The organism is Paenibacillus sp. DMB20 (assembly GCF_000987955.1).
Lineage (GTDB): Bacteria > Bacillota > Bacilli > Paenibacillales > Paenibacillaceae > Paenibacillus_AQ.
Genome location: NZ_LAZU01000034.1, coordinates 20,286 through 38,614, shown reverse-complemented (window position 1 = coordinate 38,614; position 18,329 = coordinate 20,286). Strand labels below are relative to the sequence as shown.

The 18,329-nt window shown below is 49.7% G+C and carries 26 protein-coding genes and 1 pseudogene; 10 read left to right on the top strand and 17 right to left on the bottom strand.

Going from position 1 to position 18,329, the window contains the following annotated elements; translation table 11 throughout:
- The first annotated feature begins 9 nt into the window (after window positions 1-9).
- The 5 genes and pseudogenes from XI25_RS34980 to XI25_RS18440 all read left to right on the top strand — a co-directional run bounded on the left by XI25_RS34980 (window position 10) and on the right by XI25_RS18440 (window position 4,523).
- Complete coding sequence (locus XI25_RS34980; protein WP_235439978.1) at window positions 10-843, top strand: hypothetical protein; 834 nt, start codon at window positions 10-12, stop codon at window positions 841-843.
- A gap of 16 nt (window positions 844-859) precedes the next feature.
- Window positions 860-1,858 carry a M1 family aminopeptidase gene (locus XI25_RS34975; protein WP_235439977.1) on the top strand — a complete coding sequence of 333 codons (999 nt, stop codon included), beginning with the start codon at window positions 860-862 and terminating at the stop codon, window positions 1,856-1,858.
- Between the two features lie 100 nt (window positions 1,859-1,958).
- Entirely contained in the window at window positions 1,959-2,213 is a 255-nt protein-coding gene (locus XI25_RS34970; protein WP_235439976.1) for a hypothetical protein, read from the top strand.
- A gap of 155 nt (window positions 2,214-2,368) precedes the next feature.
- Window positions 2,369-3,077: pseudogene (locus XI25_RS18445) on the top strand (response regulator transcription factor).
- 3 nt (window positions 3,078-3,080) lie between these two features.
- A complete protein-coding gene (locus XI25_RS18440) occupies window positions 3,081-4,523 on the top strand; it encodes a sensor histidine kinase (protein WP_046679674.1) in 1,443 nt (480 codons plus the stop codon).
- Between the two features lie 29 nt (window positions 4,524-4,552).
- Here XI25_RS18440 and XI25_RS18435 read toward each other — a convergent pair whose 3' ends face one another.
- The 10 genes from XI25_RS18435 to XI25_RS18400 form a co-directional block, all read right to left on the bottom strand.
- Window positions 4,553-5,050: a hypothetical protein gene (locus XI25_RS18435; RefSeq protein ID WP_046679673.1), complete on the bottom strand. Its 498-nt coding sequence runs from the start codon at window positions 5,048-5,050 to the stop codon at window positions 4,553-4,555.
- Between the two features lie 101 nt (window positions 5,051-5,151).
- The gene (locus XI25_RS18430) at window positions 5,152-5,898 is read right to left on the bottom strand and encodes a class I SAM-dependent DNA methyltransferase (RefSeq protein WP_046679672.1); all 747 of its coding nucleotides are present in this window, start codon (window positions 5,896-5,898) and stop codon (window positions 5,152-5,154) included.
- Window positions 5,899-5,918: 20 nt separating this feature from the next.
- Window positions 5,919-6,677 carry a DUF3891 family protein gene (locus XI25_RS18425; RefSeq protein WP_046679671.1) on the bottom strand — a complete coding sequence of 253 codons (759 nt, stop codon included), beginning with the start codon at window positions 6,675-6,677 and terminating at the stop codon, window positions 5,919-5,921.
- A 29-nt stretch (window positions 6,678-6,706) separates the two neighbouring features.
- Window positions 6,707-6,913 carry a DUF4177 domain-containing protein gene (locus XI25_RS18420; protein WP_046679670.1) on the bottom strand — a complete coding sequence of 69 codons (207 nt, stop codon included), beginning with the start codon at window positions 6,911-6,913 and terminating at the stop codon, window positions 6,707-6,709.
- A gap of 110 nt (window positions 6,914-7,023) precedes the next feature.
- Entirely contained in the window at window positions 7,024-7,479 is a 456-nt protein-coding gene (locus tag XI25_RS18415) for an NUDIX domain-containing protein (RefSeq protein WP_046679669.1), read from the bottom strand.
- Entirely contained in the window at window positions 7,463-7,615 is a 153-nt protein-coding gene (locus XI25_RS33425) for a hypothetical protein (protein ID WP_160308934.1), read from the bottom strand. Before XI25_RS33425 ends, XI25_RS18415 begins: the two co-directional genes overlap by 17 nt.
- Window positions 7,616-7,621: 6 nt before the next feature.
- The gene (locus tag XI25_RS31470) at window positions 7,622-7,864 is read right to left on the bottom strand and encodes a hypothetical protein (protein ID WP_052759673.1); all 243 of its coding nucleotides are present in this window, start codon (window positions 7,862-7,864) and stop codon (window positions 7,622-7,624) included.
- On the bottom strand, window positions 7,842-8,267 hold the full coding sequence (locus XI25_RS31465) for a hypothetical protein (protein ID WP_052759672.1): 426 nt from the start codon (window positions 8,265-8,267) through the stop codon (window positions 7,842-7,844). The genes XI25_RS31470 and XI25_RS31465 overlap by 23 nt, the downstream gene beginning before the upstream one ends.
- Before the next feature lie 105 nt (window positions 8,268-8,372).
- Entirely contained in the window at window positions 8,373-9,449 is a 1,077-nt protein-coding gene (locus tag XI25_RS18405) for a VanZ family protein (RefSeq protein ID WP_046679668.1), read from the bottom strand.
- A gap of 240 nt (window positions 9,450-9,689) precedes the next feature.
- Window positions 9,690-10,190, bottom strand: coding sequence for a YcxB family protein (locus tag XI25_RS18400; RefSeq protein ID WP_046679667.1), 501 nt, complete (start codon window positions 10,188-10,190; stop codon window positions 9,690-9,692).
- A 175-nt stretch (window positions 10,191-10,365) separates the two neighbouring features.
- On the opposite strand from XI25_RS18400, the gene XI25_RS18395 reads away from it, so the two are divergent.
- The gene (locus tag XI25_RS18395) at window positions 10,366-10,668 is read left to right on the top strand and encodes a putative quinol monooxygenase (protein WP_046679666.1); all 303 of its coding nucleotides are present in this window, start codon (window positions 10,366-10,368) and stop codon (window positions 10,666-10,668) included.
- Between the two features lie 107 nt (window positions 10,669-10,775).
- On the opposite strand, the gene XI25_RS18390 is transcribed toward XI25_RS18395, so the two are convergent.
- The 3 genes from XI25_RS18390 to XI25_RS18380 all read right to left on the bottom strand — a co-directional run bounded on the left by XI25_RS18390 (window position 10,776) and on the right by XI25_RS18380 (window position 13,128).
- Window positions 10,776-11,012, bottom strand: a complete 237-nt coding sequence (locus tag XI25_RS18390) for an alpha-L-rhamnosidase C-terminal domain-containing protein (RefSeq protein ID WP_046679665.1) — start codon at window positions 11,010-11,012, stop codon at window positions 10,776-10,778.
- A gap of 96 nt (window positions 11,013-11,108) precedes the next feature.
- Window positions 11,109-12,128 (bottom strand): FecCD family ABC transporter permease, encoded by a 1,020-nt coding sequence (locus tag XI25_RS18385; RefSeq protein ID WP_046679664.1) that lies wholly within the window; start codon window positions 12,126-12,128, stop codon window positions 11,109-11,111.
- Window positions 12,121-13,128, bottom strand: a complete 1,008-nt coding sequence (locus XI25_RS18380) for a FecCD family ABC transporter permease (RefSeq protein ID WP_046679663.1) — start codon at window positions 13,126-13,128, stop codon at window positions 12,121-12,123. The genes XI25_RS18385 and XI25_RS18380 overlap by 8 nt, the downstream gene beginning before the upstream one ends.
- Window positions 13,129-13,328: 200 nt before the next feature.
- On the opposite strand from XI25_RS18380, the gene XI25_RS18375 reads away from it, so the two are divergent.
- From XI25_RS18375 to XI25_RS18360, 4 genes are all read left to right on the top strand, one after another.
- Complete coding sequence (locus XI25_RS18375) at window positions 13,329-14,324, top strand: ABC transporter substrate-binding protein (RefSeq protein WP_046679662.1); 996 nt, start codon at window positions 13,329-13,331, stop codon at window positions 14,322-14,324.
- Between the two features lie 186 nt (window positions 14,325-14,510).
- On the top strand, window positions 14,511-14,963 hold the full coding sequence (locus tag XI25_RS18370) for a GNAT family N-acetyltransferase (RefSeq protein ID WP_046679717.1): 453 nt from the start codon (window positions 14,511-14,513) through the stop codon (window positions 14,961-14,963).
- An 87-nt stretch (window positions 14,964-15,050) separates the two neighbouring features.
- Window positions 15,051-15,542, top strand: coding sequence for a spore coat protein (locus XI25_RS18365; RefSeq protein ID WP_046679661.1), 492 nt, complete (start codon window positions 15,051-15,053; stop codon window positions 15,540-15,542).
- A 382-nt stretch (window positions 15,543-15,924) separates the two neighbouring features.
- Window positions 15,925-16,206 (top strand): CD3324 family protein, encoded by a 282-nt coding sequence (locus tag XI25_RS18360; RefSeq protein WP_046679660.1) that lies wholly within the window; start codon window positions 15,925-15,927, stop codon window positions 16,204-16,206.
- 120 nt (window positions 16,207-16,326) lie between these two features.
- On the opposite strand, the gene XI25_RS18355 is transcribed toward XI25_RS18360, so the two are convergent.
- The 4 genes from XI25_RS18355 to trxB form a co-directional block, all read right to left on the bottom strand.
- Window positions 16,327-16,521, bottom strand: coding sequence for a hypothetical protein (locus XI25_RS18355; protein ID WP_046679659.1), 195 nt, complete (start codon window positions 16,519-16,521; stop codon window positions 16,327-16,329).
- A 13-nt stretch (window positions 16,522-16,534) separates the two neighbouring features.
- Window positions 16,535-16,804: a hypothetical protein gene (locus XI25_RS18350; RefSeq protein WP_046679658.1), complete on the bottom strand. Its 270-nt coding sequence runs from the start codon at window positions 16,802-16,804 to the stop codon at window positions 16,535-16,537.
- 15 nt (window positions 16,805-16,819) lie between these two features.
- The gene (locus XI25_RS18345) at window positions 16,820-17,110 is read right to left on the bottom strand and encodes a hypothetical protein (protein ID WP_046679657.1); all 291 of its coding nucleotides are present in this window, start codon (window positions 17,108-17,110) and stop codon (window positions 16,820-16,822) included.
- A gap of 174 nt (window positions 17,111-17,284) precedes the next feature.
- Window positions 17,285-18,238 carry a thioredoxin-disulfide reductase gene (gene trxB, locus XI25_RS18340; RefSeq protein WP_046679656.1) on the bottom strand — a complete coding sequence of 318 codons (954 nt, stop codon included), beginning with the start codon at window positions 18,236-18,238 and terminating at the stop codon, window positions 17,285-17,287.
- Window positions 18,239-18,329: the final 91 nt, after the last annotated feature.

The window sequence follows — 18,329 nt, the reverse complement described above, 5'->3', positions numbered from 1 at the left end:
GAATCATATATGAACCATAACAAATGGAGCACCACATCCAAGAAGGCTATTACATTTTCGCTTGCTTTCACTCTGGCTGCTTTTCCGGCAATGAGTGCTATCAGCGCTGGGAGTGCTCTGGCGGAACCTTCTATGGCAACCTCGCTGTCTGTAGACCATGCCGAAGCGAACACTCCAATTCAATATCAAATCCATGCCCGGCTGGACGAGAAGAAGATGCACATCCAAGGAGAGGAAACCGTTACCTACCGGAATACTTCAAACGATACGGTGAACGATTTGGTATTTCATACTTTTGCCGATGCCAACCGCTCCAAATCCACCCAGTCCAGCCTGTTCAAGAGAACGAACGAAAAGATTCAAGAAGATAACCCGAAGCTGAAGCCGGAAATCTTTCTTGGCGGGATCGACATTCAAAAGGTGACGAATAACGGACAAGCCCTGTCATTTACGAATGAAAAGCAGGCTTTGACCGTTCAACTGAAGCAAGGGATTAAACCAGGGGAATCGGTAACCGTCCAGGTTAAATTCGAAGTGAAGCTGCCCTACGGCTCCCAGCGCTTGTCGTACTACAAAGACATGATCAACGGCGCGCATTGGTTTCCGGTAATGTCCGTCTATGATGAATCCAAGCATCAATGGAATAAGACGCCTTATAGCGAAACCTTTGAAACCGATTATTATGCTTCCTCTGACTACGAGGTTCATATCAATGTTCCGGATGCTTATCAGATTTCGATGCCGGGTACCGTGACAATACAAGCAGATGCGGAAGACGGCCGTAAAATCGTATCCACGGTCGCCAACAATACACGGGAGTTCGTTTTTTTTCGCCAGTCCTAACTTTAAGATTCACAGCGTGACGAGAGATGGTCTAACGGTCGAATATTATTACCTGGACAATATGCCCGGCAAGGAAAAAATCGTAGATCAATATGTTGATCAGGCCTTTAAAGTAATCCAATTCTTTAATGCCAAGTATGGCAAATACCCTTACCCCGAATTCCGCATCGTGGAGTCATACGTGGAAGGAGTGGCCGTCGAATTTTCCCGGTTGATTCAAATGGGCCAGATCCGGGTCAATGCGGAGCCGGCAGAGGATACGACGTTTATTCATGAAATCGCGCATCAGTGGTTCCACGCCATCATCGGCAACAATTCGGAGAAAGAGTCCTTCCTGGATGAAGGTTTTGCAGATTTCTCAATGATGTACTACGTCGAAAAGCAGGGAAATGCAGCCAATGGATTCAAATCCATTCAAGTTGATGAATCCTCTTTCGAAACGGCTATAGCATCGACTAACGACGAGGTAGGCGATAACGCAAATCCGGTATTTTACGGCAAAGGCCGACAGGCCATTTACCAATTGTACCGTTCCGTTGGCGAAGAAAAATTTGATGCTTTCATGAAAGAATATTTCGAGCGGTACAAGTTCAAAAATGCATCGATCAAGGGACTTTTGGAGACGATTGAAGATGTCCTTGGAAAAGAAACCCGCGATATGATGGACAAAGCTCTGTTTCGCCCGAATTTTGTTTTAAACCCGGAATACCGTCTGTCTGAGGAAGAGAAAACAGCCTATTTCCGCGAGCAATTCAAAGAGCTCTACCACTCTTCCCTGGCTCAAATCCCTGATCTTCCGTTTGAAACGATGAGCCGGATTATGGATAAAGCGCTGCAGGGTGAACCGCTGGCTATTGTTGTGAGCGATCCGGTAAGCAAAGAAGCAGATAAGCAGCAGAAAATCATCGTCGAACAGTTGGCGGATATCCTGCAGTTCTCTGGAATTAAACCTGAAATCATTACCGAGCGCCAGATGTTAAAAAAGAAAATGAAAAAAAGATCTGGCTCACAGTAATTTGATCGTGATCGGCAATGCAAAATCCAACGGGTTGATCCAAGCGTTGAAACCGGGCATAATGCAACGTTCCAAGAATACCGGATTCCCATGGAAAAGTATGATGAATAAAAAGAATGCCGCCGGAGCCTATGTCATAAAGCATCCGCATAACCAGAACCGCTTATTGCTTCATTTCTTTTGGAACGCAGAGCCCTTAAATGACGACTTTTTCCAGACGTTTATGGCCCAAGCCTTAAGCGCAACCAATTTCACAGCAAACTTCTATCAATATTATGTGATGGACAAGACGGGTACCATCGTATCAGACAAAAAGGTTGTTAACCCGATTTCGAGCTTGTTTGGAGAAGAGTAATACCATCGGGCTGCGAGCAGGTAAAGATAATATGATAGTATAATAAACTTGTACAGGGCTGATCAGATGAATAATAGCAACCGGTTATATAGCCATAGGATCAGTTGTGTAACATCATCGGGATGTCAGTCCTCGGCAAGGAGGTTATTACTACGATGGCGCTCAATCAAAAGGTACTTATTGTAGACGATGAGGAAGATATAGTACGACTCCTTAAAACCGTGCTGGTCAAGGAGGGGATACAGCGGGTATATACGGCATCCACGGCGGAAGCAGCCTGGCTTGAGTTTCAGAATAGGCAGCCGGATATCGTGATCCTGGACATCATGCTTCCGGATGGGGAAGGTTATGACGTATGCAAAAAAATACGCAGCGTGTCCAATGTGCCTATCTTCTTTTTATCCGCCAAGTCGGAAGAAATCGATAAAATTTTAGGGTTTGCCATTGGCGGCGACGACTATATCACCAAGCCCTTTAGTCCAAAAGAAGTCGCTTACCGGATTAAAGCCCGTTTTAGAAGAACCGATTTCCCTCAAGACGAGGAGAATATGGAAAATACCCTTAAGGCCGGGCCGTTCGAACTGAATGAGCAGAAAATGGAATTCAAAAAAAAACGGCAGCATTATCGACTTAAAGCCGAAAGAGCTGGGCCTGCTCACTCATTTGATGAAACATCCGAATCAAATTATCAGCAAAGAAAATTTGTACGATCAGGTGTGGGGCGAGGAATTTTTCGGGTATGACAACACGGTGATGGTGCATATCCGAAGGCTTCGCGAAAAAATTGAAGAGAATCCCTCCCACCCAAGGTATCTGGTCACGGTGAAGGGGTTGGGATATAAGCTTGCCGTAAAGGAAGGGTAAGGGATGAAGTGGAGGCTGACCGGGCGTTACCTGATATCGATTGTTATCATTGTCATTATCGTCATCATTATGAATATAACGGTCCTTATCGGGTTGTATATCCAGAAATCGATAGGTACAGGCGATCCGGCTGAATTCGAGGAAACCTCCCCGCAGTCCATCACCCGTGCTTTCCAAGATCAAATCGTCGTCTCCGGGACAAATATCGGAATTTCCGGCAGTGGTAAGGAAATACTCAAGCGGAATAAGGCATGGATTCAGGTCTTGGATGAGGACGGCCGTCAGGTATACGGCTTTGGCGTTCCGAAAGGAGTAAAGTCTAAATACTCTCCGATCGATATCGTCCAAATGTACAAATACCAAGAAGTGGATGCGTCAACGATGGTTTTTATTGGCGAAAAAAAAGGGCCCGATTATCGCTACAGTTATTTTATGGGCTTCGCGAATCCCTATTTGGAACGCGGCGTATATAACTTCGATATTCGATATGCCCTGAATGCGCTTAAGATCGGCAGCCTGATCCTGATCTTTGTGGACTGCCTGATCGCGTTGCTTGTGGGGTACATCTTCAGCAAGCGGCTGACAAAGCCGCTGCATGTTTTAATCGATGGCATCAAGCAGTTGGCCCATAAAAATTACCATCGCCATTATGAGTCCAAGGGCGTTTATAAAGATGTATTTAATCATTTTAATTTGCTGTCCCGGGAGCTTAAAGCAAACGAGATGGAACGGAAAAAGCTGGACCGGATGAAGGAAGAATGGATCAGCAACATCTCGCATGACATCAAGACGCCTCTGGCTTCCATTCAGGGTTATGCCGAAATGATGAAAGACAAGGATTATCAGTTTTCTGCGGAAGAAATGCGGGACTATGCAGAAATCATTGAACGAAAGTCACTCTATCTAAAGGATCTCATTGAAGACTTGAATCTGTCCGCCCGCTTGAAAAATAAAGAATTAACGCTCAACAAGAAGAGCGCGAATATCGTGGGTCTCGTTCGAAATACGGTCATTGACACCCTGAATGACTCGCGCTACTCCAACCGGAATATTGATTTTCAATGCAGTGACGAGATGATCAAAATCAACGTGGACGAAATTCTGATCCGCCGGGCGATCAGCAATTTGATTTACAATGCGATCGTCCACAATGATGAATTCGTTGAGATCCGGGTAGGCGTGGAGAAAAGCGGGAATGCCGTCTGCATACGTATCGAGGATAACGGAAAAGGAATCCGGCAGGAAGAGGTTGAGCGAATCTTCGACCGCTATTACCGCGGCACCAATACGGGTGAGCTGCATAAAGGCTCAGGGCTTGGCATGGCTATTACCCGTGATATCGTTAGAGCACATGAGGGAAAAATTAAAGTTTTCAGCAAGCTTCATCAAGGAACCCGAATTGAAATACAATTTGACTTACCGGAAGCAGGCGATGTCAGTGGATGACGTTGCCTGCTTTTTATATATTTCAATCCTTATTCCCGCCCTCTTCTTGTTATAAACGCAGATGCATATCCCAGGATCATGGAACAGACCAGTCCAAGACTGTATGTAATCATATTGATGAACGCCGTGTTGGTATACTGGTTCCAGCGTCCCCAGGCGAAGATCGCGCTGTCGGGTTGATCCGGTCCTCCCCTGAGCCCGTTGAAAATGAGATGATAGTATCCGTAGGCAAGCAGCGACAGAATCGCCGTCGTCACGATGAGAAACAGGAAGGATCCAATCGAAAACGATCCGCCTTTCATTTTTTCCCGAAAAAAACGGCGGGATGCCAGTCCAGTCAAAAACAACAGCACCGCATACAGAGGAATAAGTAGGAATACAAAGAAAAGTCCCGGATTGCCGTTGCCGGATAAATGACCGTTCCAGCGCAAACGGAACGTAAACAGATCAACCAGTCCTGTTAATGCGGACGTAAGCAGAAGCAGGACAACGATGCTCCACAATAACCTTTGCTGTGATCGGGTCATGACGGAATCGAAAAGCCCCCTTGCATGGATTGAGATATCACCGCTTAAACAATGGGTTCACCTTATTTTACCTAATACCAATGCCTCAGCGAGTTTCATGATTAAGCCTTCCTTTTAGAGCCTTTCATGATCAAAAATAACGGAATTCGTTTTCTCCGCTCGTACGTCTCCATGTTCTCGAAATGTTTCGGGTCCGGTTTCGATTCCCTGACCTGCTCCACCATAAACCCGGCCTTATGGAGCGCCAAAAAATAATCCTCAACCGTCCGGTGAAATTTCATCACTATACGGCCCAGCCACTCCTGTTCCCGGGCACCCGTCTCAAAGTAACGGTCCACCACCCAATCCTGTTTTAAACCAGACGGCTTTGGCAGCCCGTAAGACGAGGTGAGCACCGGATGTTCAACCGAGAACACAAAGCTTCCGCCAGCTTTCAGAGACGCATATATCTTGTTGAACAGGGGTTCGATATCTTCTACGTAATGCATAACCAGCCTAGACACAGCCATATCGTATGATTCGTCCCTAGAGCTCCACTCTTCAAGCGATGTATGGATCACGTGACCTGCCGGGCAATTCTTCAGCATGTCCAGGGAAAGCGCTACCATGTTTGCAGAGCCCTCTAGCCCGGTATACTGGAGCACTCCCCGATCTAGAAGCTCTTTCCCGTAGGAAGCCGTTCCGCAGCCGAGATCCAGAACGGACTTGCCCCGCACATCGCCCGCCAGCTCCTCGATAATCGGTTTTTCCAGCGTATCATTGGCGTTTTCCGTCCATTTTCGGAGCTCTAAATAATTCTTCAAAAAGTCCTCCTGATCATAATGCTGCGATCCCCGGTATGGTGTCATGGATTCCCCTCCCCCGTTCCTTACCGAACAAACGTCACCTTCAAATCGATCCAGTCGCTTTCCTGATAAGCCCGGTTGATACCGGCCTCGGTAATCCGCCGTTTTGAAACATGTTTGCTTCTCATGACAACGCTCCATTCCGACACAAACGGAAAGGGCGTGATGCGAATGTCCCTCGAACCGGACCACTCCGCCATATAACGCTGTCCGTCAATCAAGCTTTTAAAGCCGTGTCGGAACCAGGGATGCTCCTCCGCTTTGGACGCGCCCTCCCGGTTCATGCACACGTACAAAGAGATGTCGTCGCACAGCTGCAGCAGCTGAAAATGCCTGCTCGCCATCTGCTCATCCGGATGACCCAGCTCCTCAAACAGCCGTTCCTGGCGCTTTAACTCGCCTTGATAAAACGCACGTTCCGGATCGGACAGGGAATCAGGATCATTTTTGAAAAATGACCCGAAATGCATGCTGCACAACAGCGCAGCATATTTGCTCATGCTTTCGATCTCCGCCAGTCCAATCTGATACAAGAGCAGCTTTGGCCGTACCGGGTAATCGATAAAGGTAAAAGGCACCCCGTCCGCATCGTTCCAAACCGGCTCTGCATCAAGACGAATCCAGCACCGGTCGTGCTCCCGGATCCCCAGGAGGCAGCCCTCCCGGTACACCCCCTCCGGCAGGATATCATCCCGAAATCCCTGCGCCACTTCTCCGGAAAACCGGCCGTGGTCGTCCTGCGTCGTCATGACAAAAGCTTCATCCGTCTCCCGAATAATCATATTGGATTCCTCCTTAATCGGTTTGAGATTTACCCTCCCAAAAAGGCACGACGCTTGAATATGGCGATAACATCCCTGGACTGCCCCTGATTTTGACTCGTATCGAAGCAGGACACGAGTTCCCAGCCCTCGTAGCCGTAACTATTCAAAAGCTCGTTCAACTCGTCTTCGTTCACCTTGCCGCCCAAAAAACCGCCGGTCTGATATTTCACCGTCTTGTATTCCCATTGGTCCATGTTAAGCACCTCCTAAGTACTACCCCTTTGTTCATGTCTTTGTTGCTGGCATTGGCTCCCTCGGGGAACCAGTAATTTTCCTGAACAGGTTGATTTCTACCCTTTACCTTTTAATTGGTATCTCCCAAATAGCGCGGGGCCCGGATTCCTTCCATCAACGGCTTAACCAATGAATCCGGATATACCCGGATCTCGTTCAATCGAGACAGCTCAATCCATTCTACGCCGACCTGGGCTTGATCCGGATTACAACCGTTAGAGACGGCTTCTTTGGGCTCCATTTCGCATTCAAAATAAAACTCCATCTGGTGCACGTCCGCATCCCATTCGGCGAACTGATGGTTTCTGCCGATATACTCGCGGATAAACATAATATCTTTTACCTGGACGTCACACCCGATCTCCTCGACACACTCCCGGACAAGCGTATCCTTCAATTCCTCGTATTTCTCCTGCCCGCCCCCGGGAAAAAGGTAGAAGAATCCGTCGCGGTCTGCGTTTTTGGTCAAAAGAATCCGCTTGTTTTGTATGATTACGGCCTTGGCCGAGTTACGTATCGGTTTCATGCTCTTCATGTGCTCCTTTAGCGATATATTTTACGGCATTTGCTACTACATAAGCTTTCACTATCGATGGGAAAGTGCCTATCAATGGTCGGATCCCCTTTAATTTTTTGTATACCGCGGCAACAACCAGCATCATGTCCGTTTACTCGTACCTTTTGGTCACCCCACCCACTTCAATTTCGACACCTATCGCTGAACTCCATCCTTGGACGCCGGATCCTTCCTGCAGTTCCCCATAAAAAACAGTTCCCAGCAGCGTCTGCGAACGGGGGGATACGGAAACGGACTGCGGTTCGTATACAACCGGGGTATAGCTGTCAATATCCAAAGGCCGGATGTTGATCCGCTCCTCCTTGCCGTAGTTATAGATATTGAGGCTGCACATGGCCTTTACTTTCTTTCCTTCGGATTGATAGCTGCAGCGGCTGTCTTTCGTGGAATAGTCCACCGATGAAATCCCGGTCGAGTTGTATTTCATCAGATAAAGCGTCTGTGCCGACAGAAACGGAAAAATAAAAGATGAAAACTGCGCAGACCAGAAGCGTCCTGCTCAGGATTTTCGGATACACAGGCTTATAGATCTTGACGATGCCGCGAATGCCAAAGATCAGCAGCACCATAGCGGCTACAACCGGCAGATGAAGCCCCGTCTTGCGGCCTATATCCGTCCATGGGGGGATGCCTGCCCAGCGAAACAAATCGTCTCCGAACGAATATCCCAGATGGTGAATGGACAGAAGAAGCAAGCCGAATACAACAGCCGAAATGGACAAAATTTTAGTTTTCATCCTAACCCCCTCCCTACTTCCCATATTGTAACAAATAAAGCAATGTAATGGCTTGGAATATTGTGTTGTCCATAGACGTTCAGTCACGCTGATATACCTGGCAGGTTACGCAATTACATGGCGGGTCCCGCTTTTTTCCTCATGGAGGAGGGTCTTGTTACGATTTAACAGACAGATCGCCACATGCATAAAAACAAAAGCGTCAACCAGCAGCACCCCAAAAACATACATCAGCTGGAGAATGCCGGGAAACGCAACCGCCGCCATGATAACGTGGATTCCGCCCCACACCCAATACAGCAGCCCGTTCCGGATAGCGATCTCCCGCAGGCGCAATCGTTCTCCTTGTCCGACCAGACGAATGCGTACCAGCGATTTTCCAAGCGTTTTGCCATGGGCCAGATACGGGACCACCATGAAATAAACGGCCGTGACCAAAAAATAAGCCCCCCAAACATCCATAGCCGCCATGACCGCCAAAAGTGGACTCAGAACCATCCAATCCGCCGCAAAGGCAATCGCTCGCCGGGTGTAGCTGACACGCTTTTGGGATAAATCGACTTCCGGATTGAGACGGCGCCCCATCCACGGCACATGCCTTAACAGCCACTCTGACAACACGGCCCCGATCATCCCTCCCGTCGTGTTCAATAGCAGATCGTCCACATCGAACAGCCGGTAGGGATAGTCATAAATACCGTAAATTCCCGTCACTTGGGTCACTTCAAAAAACAAAGACAATCCGAATGAGGCCAACAAGCACTTCAACCAGCCGAGCCGGAAATAATAACGCATAAACATGCCGAACGGCACCACCAGAAAGACGTTAAATACGACCTGCAAAAAAGCCCTCTCTTTGATCAGACGTACATACGTTGAGGGCTCAGACCAAACAACGGCAGTCTCTGCCATAATGTCGCGAATAAAGTTCAGCGGTATCCACTGCATATATGAAGATACGCTCATGGGCGTATTATGGCGCGAGGCCGGCAGCGGCAGCAGGACGAGGAAGAGAGCATTCATCATGTACAGCAAGAATAAATAAAGAAGAAGTCCCCTGAATTTATTGAAATAACCGTGTCTGCGGTACTGCAGCACCAAGATCGGCACGGCACAGATGAGCGCAGCCACGGGAAAGGCCATAAATGCATACGAGATCGGAAACAAATAACTGTTCAGCACGTTGTCCACCTGTCCTTTTTTTGATTAAGCATACCTCTATTGTAAACACGGAAGGTTAAAAGAAGAGAAGCCCCTCGTTTAAAAAAAGTTTAAACTATCCCGTTTTAAAATCCGGGTGGGTAAAACCAAACAACCTCCATGCGTACGTTTAATTTAGACGTCGGTTCCCTCTCCCGGCCCTGCCCTGGGCATGAAAGAACCCGTGCCTATGCACGGGTTCTCACCATTGCTGCAACACCATCATTCGAATTTTTGGCGGGAATAGCGCTCCACGGCTTCCGCAAACTCCAATTCTTCCTTTTGACCGGAAAAAGACCGCTTCGGAATAATCACCGCCTGCAGGCTGTTCACGAAAATGTAAAGGTAGTCCTTATCCATTCTAAGCTGCTGAATGCCGTTCCATGCATACCGGGAATGATTTTTGACCGTCGATTCATGCAGGCCTCTTTCGTCGATCGCGACGAGGTGCTCGCCCAAAATTCCGTCGTTGTCTTTAACCAGCTTCATGGTTTTGCTCTTGATCCGGTAGACAAAATATAAATCGCATACCCCCCCGAGGACCAGCCCCGCAATAATGGAGTAGGCCCAGCCCGATCCCGTCAGCTTCAATGCCGCAAAGAACAACACGGGAATGCCGACAAATGCGGCAAGCATCATGTTTCTGTATTTTGGCAAATGGAACAAAGCAAATCTGTTGAATCTCCAAAAATCCTCTTTGTTTAAGTTTACGACGATATTCATGGCATTACGCTCCTATTGATCTGAATATGTAAACCGGCAAGCCTTTTCCAAGGTATCCGCCGCCCCCCCTTATTCAACCCTATCTGTCGCATTTTTACAATACGCGATTCGAAAAAATCAATATAATAATTTAAAAAAACCGTCAAAAAAAAATCGATTCGAAAGGGTGAGCTTAATGAGCAAACTAGGATTGTACGTAAAATTCACTGCCAAACCCGGTAAGCGGGATGATCTGGCGAAAATTCTGTTGGACGCCGCCGCCTCGGCGCAGTCGGTCAAAGACTGCGAGCTGTATATCGTCAACGTCTCCGATACCGAACCGGATACGATATGGGTGACCGAGGTTTGGAGTAATCCGGACGCACACGAGGCTTCCCTTGCCCAGGAAGAAACGAAAGCTTCCGTTCAACTTGCCATGCCTTTGATTGTCGGAGTGGAGTCAACCAAGGTGAAGCCCATAGGCGGCAAAGGCATCTGATGCTGCCCTTTCACCCGCATTTCCCCCACAAAAAAAGAAGCACTTCCGCAAAAGAAGTGCTTCTTTCATGCAAGCGGAGGATGTCATGTATTGTACGATATCCCCCGTTACTTTGCTCTGTTTCCCGCCAGGGTGACAAACTCACGCATTCCTTCCGGCACGCGCACCTCAACCTCGACGCTGCCAGGCGCGGCGACGCGAACGTTCATCGTGTTTCCCTCCACACTCCAGCTAACATCGACCCGTCCGCCTTGCGGCAAAGGAACGCTGCCGCGGGCCCAAATCAGACCGCACGGCTTCGGTTCGACCAGGATCCGCGTCCATCCGGGTTCGGCACGCTTCACGCCCAGAATGCTCTGGCCGAGGAAATAACCCGGCGCTTTACTGCCGTCATAATCGATGATATGGCCATGAACGTCTTTGAGTTACGTGTTAGACGGCTACATTTTCTTGTACAGCAGGTACAGGAAGAAGGGCGCCCCGATCGCAGCCGTAAATACTCCCGCCGGAATGTCCAGCGGCTGGAACAGCATCCGGCCGGCCAAATCCGCAAGTTGGAGCAGGATGGCTCCGATCAAGGCCGAGGCCGGAAGCATCACGCCATGGGCATGCCCCACCAAACGTCTGGCCATATGCGGAGCGATCAGACCGATAAAGGACAGGGTCCCGGCAATCCCTACCGCTGCGCCGGCCAGCGCGATGCTGCATAGCATAATGAGCAGCCGGTCCCGCTGAACCCGTGTGCCGAGGCCGGTCGCAACCTCCTCTCCCATGGCTTGCACATTCAAGGAACGGGCGGACAAGAAAGACAGCGGAATAAACAGAGCCACCCACGGAGCCAAAGCCATAATATGCTTCCACCCCGTACCGTACACGCTCCCGGTCATCCAGTTCAGCACCTGGGAAGCCAAATGGGTAGGTCCGCTAATGAGCAGGAACGTCGTCAAGGCACCGAATGCCGTCGAAATGCCGACGCCGATCAGAACAAGCCTTAATGGCGATACTCCCTTTTTCCAAGCTAATACATAATTCAGCAATCCCGCACCGAAAGCACCGACTACCGCAATGACCGGCACCCAATGTATGCTATGCGTACCGGCGGACAGCGTCATAAAAGATACGACCGCTACCGAGGCGCCCCCGGTCACGCCGACCATATCTGGAGCCGCCAACGGATTTCGTATTACCCCCTGCAGAAGCGCACCGGCCACTGCAAGTGCTGCACCCACAAGCAGGGCGGCAAGTACGCGCGGCAGGCGGAACTGCAGTACAATAAGCGAGCTTCCTCCATCGCCGATGCCTAAGAGCGAACCAAGCACTTCTTCCATCGGTATCATGGTACTGCCAACTGAGATGCTAACCAGAGCCAGCAGGATAACCAATAGTACAAGAGCAGTCAGAGTAAAAGCATTTTGGGACTTTTTGCGATATACCCCTCCAGGGGATGATGTTTTAAGCATATTTCTTCCTCCGCACGATGTAAATCAAGAACGGAACGCCGAGCAATGCCGTGGCTACTCCGACGGGTACCTCTTTAGGCATGATGACAAATCTTGAAGCCAGATCGGCGGAGACAAGCAGCAGCGCGCCGGCCACCGCACAGTAAGGAATGAGCCAGCGATGGTCCTGACCGACAAGCGCTCTGCACAGATGCGGAACGATAATGCCGACAAAAGCGACCGGCCCCGCCACAGCCACCGATCCGCCCGCCAGCAGCACAACCGAGACGCATGCCGCGGCACGGACAAAAAATAGCGACATGCCCAATCCTTTCGATATATCGTCGCCTAGCGCCGCTACATTCAGCGAACGGGAAATCAGCATGGCAATCACCCACCCGGCGGTTACGTAGGGCAATACCGTCTGGAGATGTCCCATATCGCGGTCCACAACCGAGCCGATCATCCAGAACATCGCCTGGTCGAGCGACTTTTTATCCACCAAAATGATCCCGGACGTGACCGAAGCCGCAAAAGCGGCAATCGCCGCTCCCGCCAGGGTCAATTTGATCGGCGCGAAACCGCCGGGCCCCCTGTATCCCAGAACAAACACCACCAACGACGTAATGCCCGCCCCGGCAAAGGCGATCCAGATCATCCCGTCCATTGTCAGGGCTCCTCCGAGTGCTGAAATGCCAATGACGATGAATAGAACGGCCCCCGAATTGATGCCGAACACCGACGGTGACGCCATCGGATTTCGGGTGATCGCCTGCATGACCGCCCCGGCCACGGCTAGACTTGCCCCTACTACGGCGCCTACAAGCGTACGCGGTACCCTCGCATCCCGAATGATCATGTGTTCCGTCGATCCGGTAAATCCCATATATGAATCCAGAAGCGTCCCGATCGTAAAACGTTGCAGACCGAACAGCACGCTAGCCAGCATCAGCAGCAGTAATATTACTGCACCGACGGCCAGTCCCAACGCACGTGGGGTTCTGCTTTGAAATAAACCCATGCGTATGTCATCCTCCCTTAAGGACGTTATCGTATTAAAGCGCGTAAATAACAGTTTTTATTGTAGTGGTGCTCTTGGGGCCTGTCAATGATCATGAGAATCATTTTCAATTAATGATTGACAACCCCTAGTTCTCTAGCTTATATTTTCATTGATAATGATTCCTATTATCAGCCAAATAAGAAAAAGGGGAGAAATTAATGTTATCATCTGTGCTTCGCCATAAATCCTGGATGTTGGTGTTGACCTTGTCAGCCCTTCTGTTGATCCTGTCGGCCTGCGGCTCCAAAACATCGGAAACACCGGCTTCTAATGACGGTAAGACATCGAACGGCACGCCAGCAGCCGGGGAAGCCCGCACGATCAAGCATGCCATGGGTACCGAAACGCTGACAGGCACGCCGCAGCGGGTCGTCATACTTACGAATGAAGGAACGGAGGCTCTGCTAACGGTTGGCATTAAGCCGGTTGGCGCCGTCAAATCCTGGGTCGGCGATCCGTGGTACGACCATATCAAGGCGGATATGGAAGGCGTGGAGGTTGTCGGCGAAGAAACCCAGCCGAATGTTGAGCTGATTGCCGGACTGAAGCCCGATCTTATTATCGGCAATAAAGTGAGACACGAGAAAATTTACGATCAACTGAAACAGATCGCCCCAACCGTTTTCTCCGAAGATCTGGCAGGGGATTGGAAAATCAATTTTTCGCTTTATGCCGAAGCCGTGAACAAGAAGGCTGAAGGCGAGAAAGCGATCGCCGACTTCGACAAACGCGTGGAGGAAGTCAAATCCAAGCTTGGCGAGAAAGCAAAAACAAAAGTATCCGTTGTCCGCTTTACCGCAGGCGAGGTCCGCACCTATATGAAAGACACCTTCAGCGGCGTCCTTCTGAACCAGCTCGGCATCGCCCGCCCGGCTGACCAGGATAAGAACGAGTTTGTGGAGAAACTGACTAAAGAACGCATTCCGGCCATGGACGGCGATGTCATGTTCTATTTTGTACAGCAGGACCCCGGGGTCACGGATGGGGATCAAGCAGCCCAGGAATGGATGAACGAGCCGCTCTTCAAAAACCTGAACGTAGCGAAAAACAACAAAGTCCATAAAGTGAGCGAAGTAGTATGGAATCTGGCGGGAGGTTACAAAGCCGCTAACCTGCTGCTTGACGAAATTGCCGCTTATTTTGAAGTGAAATAATAGAACCGAATATCCAATAGGCATCGCGCGCCCGAGCCGCGGTGCCTATTTCTTTTACCGAGAGCCCGGCCCGTTATTCCGTCTTCACTTCGCAAAACTGTGTGTTACAATAAACTCTGTATTTTCGAATGGCGGCCGCTTCCTAACGTAACAGGAGCAATATATCGCGATAAGGGGTTAATCATGATAAACATACGAAAGCTGGAACAGAACGAATTCGCTCCCATGCCGCTGCTGCTGCTGGCGGATCCTTCCGAAAGGCTTGTTCGGGATTATTTGCAGCGGGGGTCCTGTTTTGTGGCAGAGCAGGAGAATGACATTGTCGGCGTTTACGTGCTTCTGCCCACGAGGCCCGATACGGCTGAACTTGTCAATGTAGCCGTGGAAGAAGCCCTGCACGGTCAGGGGATCGGCAAGAAACTCGTGACCCATGCCGTAGAGACTGCCCGGAAGCTTGGCTTCTCCACCATTGAGGTAGGTACGGGAAGCACAGGGGTGTCTCAACTGGCTTTATATCAGAAATGCGGGTTTCGCATGACCGGCATCGACCGTGATTTTTTTGTACGGCATTATGAGGAGGAGATATACGAAAACGGTATGAGGCTGTATGATATGGTGCGCCTCTCCCAGGATTTATAGAATCGTTAACAACCCTCTCTTTGGCATAGGCACACATCCCGATCGGCCGGAATAGGCTGAAGCATATTGATGATGGAGGGATTTGAAATGCCGAACAAGCAAAACCCGGAGCACCTGGCCTGGCATGAAACGTTGGAAATGCACGAATTGACGGCGTACCAGTCCAATAATTTAATGAATTTCAAAATGGTCCTGAACGATATTAAAGACCCCAAGCTTCGTGCGCTCTATATCGAGGCAATCAAGGGCGTAGAGATGAATCTCAAAGAGCTGCTGCAATTTTATCCCGAGGCCCCCATGTACAGCCGGAACAGCGAGGATGGCATTGACCTGACTGCGTTTTATGCGGCCCAACTCCTTGGTTTTGCCAAAACTTCCGTCCGCAGTTATGCCATAGCCATTACCGAAACGGCAACGCCCAAACTGAGAGAGACCTTCGTGAAACAGTTGAATAACGCTATTGCCCTGCATGCCAAGGTGTTCAACTTTATGTATGAACGCGGGCTGTATCCTTCCTATAACTTAAATCAGCTGCTCGCCAACGATGTTAAGAACGCAAATAAGGCCATAAACCTGTAACACGTACGGGTTATCTACTTACAAACATACCGCGTTTTAGAAGATATGACGTCCTCCGTAAATGGGCTTCCTTGCCACTTTCACTGGTAAAAAACAGTTTTGATCGTTTTCTCTCTTGCGGTCGCATGCTTCGGTATGGCTTAATATAGATGTCGGGCCGACGAAATGACCGGAAAGGAGGCTGAACGAATTGATTCAGAACCATGAGGTGGTATTCGCGTAAGCGGATGCCCTTTAACAAGGAGAGCCCTGAAAACGGGCTCTCCCATTACCGTTTCAGCTAAATTTCAATGACGAAAGGAGGGAGGGTGAGCCATGTTCAACGCGACTGCGATGAAATCCAGCGACTGCTTAACTATCATTTCCATAGAGGAGGGCATCGATGGGGTATTACAAAAACGGAAGAGATGTGCTTCCCCCCGAGCTGCTGCAGCAAATTCAACAATATATCGACGGAGAACTGCTCTATATTCCTAAACAAGGCGAGCAAAGAGCCGGCTGGGGAGAACTGAGCGGTTCCAAAGCGCGAATCGAACGCCGCAATGAGGAGATGTATCAAGCTTATTGCAAAGGCCGTTCCATAGAAGAGCTTGAACGGATTTATTTTTTATCCGGAGAGAGCGTCCGAAAAATCATCGGTAAATTGACCCGCGTCGGGAGTTAAAGCGACAGAACGCTCCTCCCTGCGATCAGATAGGGGCTGAACCTTCAATATGAGGCAGCCCTATTCGGCATTTCTAGGGAGAACTTTAATCTATAAGCAAAATGCGGCATAACCGAAGGGTTAGCGCAATTTGGATGGTGTTTTTCCTTTGATCCCCTGATACATAAAACCTACTGAAAAAACGATAAACATCAGCGTATAAGAAATGATGACGATTTCGGTGGAATTGATGACTGCCGAATAGGCTATGTGGATCTGGGTTCCGATAATAATCATAAACAGCATGTAATATTGGGACAGACCGGCGAGCATCATGTTTCTGGACGCCTCATCCAAAAGCACAAACTGCCAAATATACAGCAAAAAAGACAAGAGCCACAAACTGTTGCCAAATAAAAAATCCGTATACCTTACGCGTAGTCATTTGCGAAAACTGCCGGCCGGCCCAAAACCAGAACAAAATAAAGCCCAGATTGACCGTCCAGATTAAAAAACCTGAAAACGGCAGCCGAAACATCAAAAAATTAAACAGCCATCCCCCAATGAGCGGTGCAAGGACAATCCAAGTATACTTGTTTCTTTTTAAATAGTTTTTCAAAAAATCGCTCCTCCTCTACCGTATTCCACATTCCAACCGCCGATAAATCGCCGGCCTGCCATGCATGGCAGGAAAATTCATGTCCCAGACGACGTCCCCTTCCGCTTCTTTCGGATCAGCACCATTAAAACGCTCATATGCCCGAGAGCAAAAAAACAGGGCCAGCAGCGTCAGGAAGATCATCGCTCCTATACCATCATGATTCTTATCCACCCGCAGCAGGTAGACCGATGTTAGAGCAGACAACAGGCCGATCATTCCGAACATCAGCGCTACTGCCGCCCTGAACCGGATCGCCTTATGCATTGGCTTTCCCCCTCAATAATCTAACCTGTCAAATTTTTTACCATTATATCATTGATTAACGGTGAAGACAGCACGCAAGTAAAATCCCTAGACAAACAGGCCACCCAGAAATCTCTGGCTGGCCTGGACTAGAAATTCGAATCAGAGGTTGCCGACTTTAACTAGAAACTTGGATTACGAATTCAGCGTTTCGCTCCAGTCATGGACCATATTGCCCTCGATGAACTTCTCGCAGTCCATGGCGGCCATGCAGCCCGAACCGGCGGCCGTAATGGCTTGGCGGTAGCGTGTATCCTGTACGTCTCCGCAAGCAAATACGCCCGGAATATTAGTCTCGGTCGTACCCGGCTTCACGAGAATGTATCCCGTCTCGTCGGTCGTAACCTGACCGCCCAGGAAACCGGTGTTCGGCGTATGTCCGATCGCCACAAACACGCCTTCCGCCTCGATCAGTTCTTCTTCACCGGTCTCGTTGTTGCGAACCTTCAGTCCTTTTACGCCGGTGTCGTCCGTTACCACTTCAAGCGGCGTACGGTTCAGAGCCCATTTCACCTTCTCGTTTCCGCGTGCCCGGTCCTGCATGATTTTCGATGCGCGCAGCTCGTCGCGGCGGTGCACCAGCGTTACGCTGGAAGCAAAGCGGGTCAGGAAGCTGGCTTCCTCCATGGCGGAGTCCCCGCCGCCAACCACGATGATTTTTTTGCCGCGGAAGAAAAATCCGTCGCACGTTGCACAGGTGCTTACGCCGCGCCCCACGTTATCCTGTTCCCCGGGAATGCCGAGGTATTTAGCCGACGCGCCGGTAGAAATGATCACGGACTCCGCAAGCAACTCGCCCATTCCCTCTACGTTGACTTTGAAGGGACGCTTGGAGAAGTCCACCGACTCGACCCAGGCGCTTTTGAACTCGGCTCCAAAGCGTTCGGCCTGCTGACGCATGTTGTCCATCAGCTCCGGACCCATGATCCCCTGCGGGAAACCCGGGAAATTCTCGACCTCGGTCGTTGTCGTCAGCTGGCCGCCCGGCTGCATCCCCTCGATAACAAGCGGCTTCATATTGGCGCGAGCCAGATAGATGGCCGCCGTCAGCCCGGCTGGTCCTGTCCCGATTACGATTGATTTGTACATATGTGGTAACCTCCTTTGGCATTGTCTCATACATTTATTCTGTCCTATAATGGCAAGTTCAAAAGCTCGCTTTTAATCACCGGGAAGATCG